We start from the raw sequence: 5,510 nt of genomic DNA, 5'->3' as shown, positions 1-5,510 counted from the left end.
CGCGTCACCACCGCCGGCGACATGTCCAGCGCCCGGGCGGCTGCGGCAAAGCCCCCCTCGTCGATGACTTTCTGAAAAACCCGCATTGACATCAATCGGTCCATGGTGCTTCCGGTTGGAGTTTTGAATGCCGTAATTATTGCGTAATCGACAACGTATCGGTGCTTGTTGCATTGTTTATCTTTTGAAATAGAAATTTAATAATTCAACCCATCGATGAGGCACACACCATGAATCGCCTCAGAGAGAACGGACCGGCAAGAAATGACTTCCATCTGCCCCGACTTTTTTAACTTATCAAGGAACCTGATCATGAACCGCAAATATTTCTCCACCCTCACCCTCGCCTTGGCTGCTCTGGCCGCAGGCAATGCATTTGCCGCCGATGCGGCCGGCCCCAAGACCCGCGACCAGGTGCGTGCCGAATTGGCTGAAGCACAACGCAGCGGTGACATTGTTGCCAACGGTGAATCGGGCAAAAAGCTCAACGAGTTGTACCCGAGTCAATACCCGGCCAAGGCCGTTGTGCAGGGCAAGACCCGCGCCCAAGTGCTGGCTGAGTTGGTTGAAGCCCAGCGCACCGGTGACATTGTTGCCAACGGTGAATCGGGCAAAAAGCTCAACGAGTTGTATCCCAGCCAATACCCGGCCAAGGCTGCAGTGCAAGGCAATACCCGCGCCCAAGTGCTGGCTGAGTTGGCGCAGGCAAAACGCAGCGGTGAATACGAGCTCATCAACCAGCACAGCAACAACTGACCTGTTGCGGCACAGCGGCATGGTCATGAAAAATGGCATCCGCCAGGCCGCGATGGCTGTTGAAGCAAGGCCTTGGTATGAGATCTGCACGCTTAAATTGTTCTGTTTATAGAACGATGTATCTCAAATTGCCCGGCTTATCAAGAAATTGAATCGTAAATAGAATAAATTCATTGCCAATGCACCTTGTGTTGGCATCCAACCAAAGAAAGCATTGACCATGAAATTACTGCACGTTGACTCCAGCATCCTGGGCTCTTATTCCGTTTCGCGCCAACTCACTGCCGAGATCGTCGCCGAATGGCGCAAGAGCCGTCCCGACACCACGGTCGAGTACCTTGACCTGGCGCTGAATGCCCCCAACCATTTTGGTGCCGATGCGATTGCCGTCAAGGGCATCGCCCAGCCCGAGCCGACCGAGGCCCAGCGCGCCGAGAACGCGGTGTCCGAGCAGTTGGTGAGCCAGTTCCTGGCCGCTGATGTGATTGTGATTGGCGCGCCTTTCTACAACTTCTCCATCCCGACCCAGCTCAAGGCCTGGATCGATCGTTTGGCGCAGCCGGGTCGCACCTTCACTTACAAAGAAACAGGCCCCGTGGGTTTGGCCACCGGCAAGACCGTGATCGTGGCTTCCACCCGCGGCGGTGCTTATTCGACCAGCGAAGGCGGCCAGGCCATGGAGCACCAGGAGAGCTACCTCAAGGTGGTCTTTGGTTTCTTCGGCGTGACCGACGTGCGCATTGTTCGCGCTGAAGGTCTGGCCATGGGTGAGGCGCCCAAGGCCGCGGCATTGAGCGCCGCCCGCGCCGACATGGAAGTCGCCACGGTTTAAGCCACCATCGCGATCCTCCGCCAACCCTCACTTTCAGAAAGTTTCATCGTGCGTCGTCATTTATTGATTCGTCTGCTCGCAGTTTTCGTCCTGGCTGCAAGCAGCCTGCTGGCTGTGCCGGCGCACGCTGAGGACCAGACTGCAGATGCATTCATCAAGCAGCTGTCCTCGGAGATGCTGCACAGCATCAAGACTGACCCGGCAAGTCAGGCGGGCCATGTGCCGGCAATCATCGCGCTGGTGGATGCCAGGCTCATGCCGAGCGTGAATTTCAAGCGCATGACCGCTTCCGCAGTGGGGCCGAACTGGCGGCAAATGACGTCTGAGCAGCAAAATCGCCTGCAGGAAGAGTTCAAGGTTTTGCTGGTGCGCACGTATGCCGGCGCTTTGTCCCAGATGGGTGATGTGAGCATTGCCGTGCAGCCCTTGCGCGCGGCCCCGGATGACAAGGAACTGCTCGTTCGTACCAAAGTCAAAGGCCGGGGTGAGCCGATTCAGTTGGACTACCGGCTGGAAAAAACCACCGGTGAGGGCGCTGGCTGGAGAATCTACAACCTCAATATCATGGGTGTCTGGCTGGTAGAAACCTACCGTAGTCAGTTCGCGCAAGAAATCAACGCAAAGGGTGTTGATGGTTTGATCGCTGCCCTGGCAGAACGCAACAAGTCCAATGCCAAAAAGGGTTGACCTGCAACACAAGAGAATGCGGGCAAAATTAGATGCATTGATGCTTCAATGCGGTCCCGGATCGCCTATCATTTGCCTGCCGGGCGCCGTCCGGTTTGAGTATTTATGCCAGCCACCGACAACCCATCACTTGTTGAATTTCGCAACCTGAGCTTTGGCTACGGTGAGCGCGCCGTGCTGGACGATGTATCCCTGCGCATTCCCAGGGGCAAGGTCACGGCACTGATCGGTCCGATGGGGGGCGGCAAGACGACGACGCTGCGCCTGATGGGTGGTCAGAGCCGCGCGTGGTCGGGGCAAATGCTGTTTGACGGGCAGGATATTGGCCCGATGGATCAGCCGCAACTCTACGCCGTCAGGCGGCGCATGGGCATGCTGTACCAGTTCGGTGCCCTGTTTGCCGACATGAGCGTGTTTGAGAACGTGGCCTTTCCGCTGCGGGAGCATACCGATTTGCCCGAAGCACTGATCCGCGACATTGTTCTGATGAAGCTCAATGCGGTGGGTCTGCGCAACGCGCGTGAACTCATGCCCAGCGAAGTGTCGGGCGGCATGGCCAAGCGCATCGGCATCGCGCGCGCCATTGCGCTTGACCCGGAGTTGGTGATGTACGACGAGCCGTTTTCAGGTCTCGATCCGATTTCGCTGCGCGTCGCAGCGAACCTGATTCGTCAGCTGAATGACGCCATGGGCCTGACCAGTATTTTTGTCTCGCATGAGCTTGAGCAAACCCTGGAGATTGCTGATCATGTGGTCATCCTCGACAGTGGCAAGGTTGCGTTTCAGGGTTCGGTGAAAGCGGTGCGCGAAAGTACCGATCCGCTGGTGTTCCAGTATGTTAATGAACTGCCGGACGGCCCGGTCAGGTTCCATTACCCGGCCGTCACGATGGAAGAAGATTTTGGTATCGCCAGCCATCCGGCACCATGACCTTCTGGCACTGCGCGGTACTGAATGTCTCCGGTGTGTCAAGTTGTAAATTGCCTTGACATTGCAGCCTGATGCGGATTGAATCGGTTTCTTTGCAACCATCCCAAAGAGGCACCATGAAAATCTTCAAAAAACTTGTCTCCACTGGCCTGATCGTCTGCATGACCGCTGCCGGCCTGCCATTCAGCGCCCAGGCCCGCATCGTGGCGACCGAAGAAATTACTGCCCCCGCTGTCAGCACCCAGAGCGCCAGCCGTGCGACCGTGAACCAGTTTTTGGCGCGTGATGACGTTCGCCAGGCCATGCTCGGCCAGGGTGTCAGCGCCCAGGCTGCGCAGGAGCGCGTGGCTGCCATGTCCGACAGCGAAGTTGCCCAACTGGCTGGCCGCATTGACCAGGCCCCGGCAGGTGGCGATGTGCTGGGCATTTTGTTCACCGTGTTCATCGTACTGTTGGTGACCGACATCATGGGCTTGACCAAGGTGTTCCCGTTCACCCGATCGGTGCGATGACCGGTTGGCTGAAAGGTCTGCGAGCCCCCGTTTTGACGGGGGTTTTCGTTTGGGTGGCGCTGCTGCTGAGTGGCTGCGCCACACCCCAGGTGGCCATGCTGGATGCGCAATGGCCGGCGGAACTCCCGGCGCGGGTCGCGTTGTCTCAGGTGCCGTTTTTCCCCCAGGAAGACTATGAATGCGGCCCGGCCGCGCTGGCCATGGTGGCTAATACAGCGGGCGTCAAGGTGACTCCAGAAGCGCTGGTGGATCAGGTTTACCTGCCGGGTCGCCAAGGCTCGCTACAGCCGGAAATGCTGGCTGCGACGCGTCGGCAGGGTTTGCTGGCGTACCCGTTGCAACCAAAAATTGAAGATGTGCTGCGCGAAGTGGCGGCAGGCAACCCGGTGTTGGTGTTCCAGAATCTGTCGTTTTCAATTTACCCGGTTTGGCACTATGCCGTGGTAATGGGTTTTGACCGGGATCGCCATGTGTTGTTGCTCCATTCCGGACGCACGGCGCGCATGGAAATCTCGCTGTCTGCTTTCGAGCGTACCTGGGCGCGCGGGAAATATTGGGCCATGCTGGCGTTGCAACCCGGGCAATTGCCCGCCACCGCCGAACCCCAAGCTTATACCGCCGCCGCCGCGACGCTGGAGCGCACCGATGCGCGCGGCGCACAGCGGGCTTTTGCGGCTGCGCTACAGCGCTGGCCGGATGACCGCACCGCCTTGCTGGGCGCCGGCAACACCGCTTATGCGCTGGGTCAGCGCGAGGCTGCCGCCAGTGCCTACCACCAGCTGGTGGACAAGCACCCCGATTTGGCCGACGGCTGGAACAATCTGGCGCAGGTACTGATGGAGCTGGGCCGTCGCGCCGAGGCCAGCCAGGCCATTGCCCGCGCAGTGGCACTGGGCGGTGGACGTTTGCCGGACTACCTGACGCTGCAGGCGCAGATTGACAATAAATAGGGCGGCAGCCCTTGCCGACAAAGCGTAGGCGCTATTTGAAAATCACCGTTCTGTGACCATTGATCAGCACCCGGTGCTCGCTGTGCCATTGGACGGCGCGGGCCAGCACCTGGCTTTCGGTGTCGCGGCCCAGGGCGGTCAGGTCTTCGACCGTTTTGCTGTGGTCGACACGCGCCACATCCTGCTCGATGATCGGGCCTTCGTCCAGATCCGCCGTCACATAATGGGCGGTGGCGCCGATCAGTTTGACACCCCGGTCATGCGCCTGGTAGTAGGGTTTGGCGCCCTTGAAACTGGGCAGGAACGAGTGGTGGATGTTGATGGCGCGGCCTGTCAGCTTGCGGCACAGGTCGTCTGACAAAATTTGCATGTAACGCGCCAGCACCACCAGTTCGGCGCCTTCGGCGTCGATGATCTCGATCTGTTTGGCTTCCACCTGGGCCTTGCTGGCGGCGCTCACCGGCAGGTGGTGAAACGGCACGTTGTAGCTGGCCGCCAACTGGTAAAACTCGCGGTGGTTTGAGATGATGGCGCAAATGTCGAGCGGCAACAGGCCGCTTTTCCAGCGAAACAGCAGGTCGTTGAGACAATGGCCTTCTTTGCTGACCATGATCACGGTGCGCATTTTTTGCGCCTGGGCGTGCAATTTCCATTGCATCTGGAAGGGGGCGGCAAAGTCGGCCAACTGGGCTTTCAGCTCATCAAAGCTGTGCTCGGCACAGGCAAACTGCACGCGCATGAAAAACAGGCCGGTGTCGTTGTCGTTGAACTGCGCGGCTTCTTCGATGTTGCCGCTGCGCGCCAGCAAGAAGCCGGACACGGCGTGCACCAGCCCCAGGCGGT

General features: G+C 59.0%; 8 protein-coding genes. 6 read left to right on the top strand and 2 right to left on the bottom strand.

Translation table 11 applies throughout. The annotated features are described in order from the left end of the window. Positions 1 to 104, bottom strand: a 104-nt coding sequence (locus NDI87_RS16130; RefSeq protein WP_296276518.1) for a LysR family transcriptional regulator, incomplete at its 3' end; no start/stop codon positions are given. A gap of 208 nt (positions 105 to 312) precedes the next feature. Between NDI87_RS16130 and NDI87_RS16125 the strand changes: the two genes are divergently transcribed. The 6 genes from NDI87_RS16125 to NDI87_RS16100 all read left to right on the top strand — a co-directional run bounded on the left by NDI87_RS16125 (position 313) and on the right by NDI87_RS16100 (position 4,667). Next, complete coding sequence (locus tag NDI87_RS16125; protein WP_296276517.1) at positions 313 to 756, top strand: DUF4148 domain-containing protein; 444 nt, start codon at positions 313 to 315, stop codon at positions 754 to 756. A 220-nt stretch (positions 757 to 976) separates the two neighbouring features. Then, the gene (locus tag NDI87_RS16120) at positions 977 to 1,588 is read left to right on the top strand and encodes an NAD(P)H-dependent oxidoreductase (protein ID WP_296276516.1); all 612 of its coding nucleotides are present in this window, start codon (positions 977 to 979) and stop codon (positions 1,586 to 1,588) included. A 48-nt stretch (positions 1,589 to 1,636) separates the two neighbouring features. Then, positions 1,637 to 2,275 carry an ABC transporter substrate-binding protein gene (locus tag NDI87_RS16115; RefSeq protein ID WP_296276515.1) on the top strand — a complete coding sequence of 213 codons (639 nt, stop codon included), beginning with the start codon at positions 1,637 to 1,639 and terminating at the stop codon, positions 2,273 to 2,275. Positions 2,276 to 2,380: 105 nt separating this feature from the next. Continuing rightward, positions 2,381 to 3,205 (top strand): ABC transporter ATP-binding protein, encoded by an 825-nt coding sequence (locus NDI87_RS16110; RefSeq protein WP_296276514.1) that lies wholly within the window; start codon positions 2,381 to 2,383, stop codon positions 3,203 to 3,205. Positions 3,206 to 3,321: 116 nt separating this feature from the next. Next, positions 3,322 to 3,717 (top strand): PA2779 family protein, encoded by a 396-nt coding sequence (locus NDI87_RS16105; protein WP_296276513.1) that lies wholly within the window; start codon positions 3,322 to 3,324, stop codon positions 3,715 to 3,717. A 32-nt stretch (positions 3,718 to 3,749) separates the two neighbouring features. Then, positions 3,750 to 4,667, top strand: coding sequence for a PA2778 family cysteine peptidase (locus NDI87_RS16100; RefSeq protein WP_296276511.1), 918 nt, complete (start codon positions 3,750 to 3,752; stop codon positions 4,665 to 4,667). A 31-nt stretch (positions 4,668 to 4,698) separates the two neighbouring features. On the opposite strand, the gene purU is transcribed toward NDI87_RS16100, so the two are convergent. Next, positions 4,699 to 5,510, bottom strand: an 812-nt coding sequence (gene purU / locus NDI87_RS16095) for a formyltetrahydrofolate deformylase (RefSeq protein WP_296276510.1), incomplete at its 5' end; no start/stop codon positions are given.

Origin of the sequence: Rhodoferax sp., from assembly GCF_023701345.1 — a bacterium.
In the GTDB taxonomy this organism is placed as follows: domain Bacteria; phylum Pseudomonadota; class Gammaproteobacteria; order Burkholderiales; family Burkholderiaceae_C; genus Rhodoferax.
The sequence above is the reverse complement of the archived record's forward strand: the minus strand, read 5'-3'. Positions and strand labels throughout refer to the sequence as shown.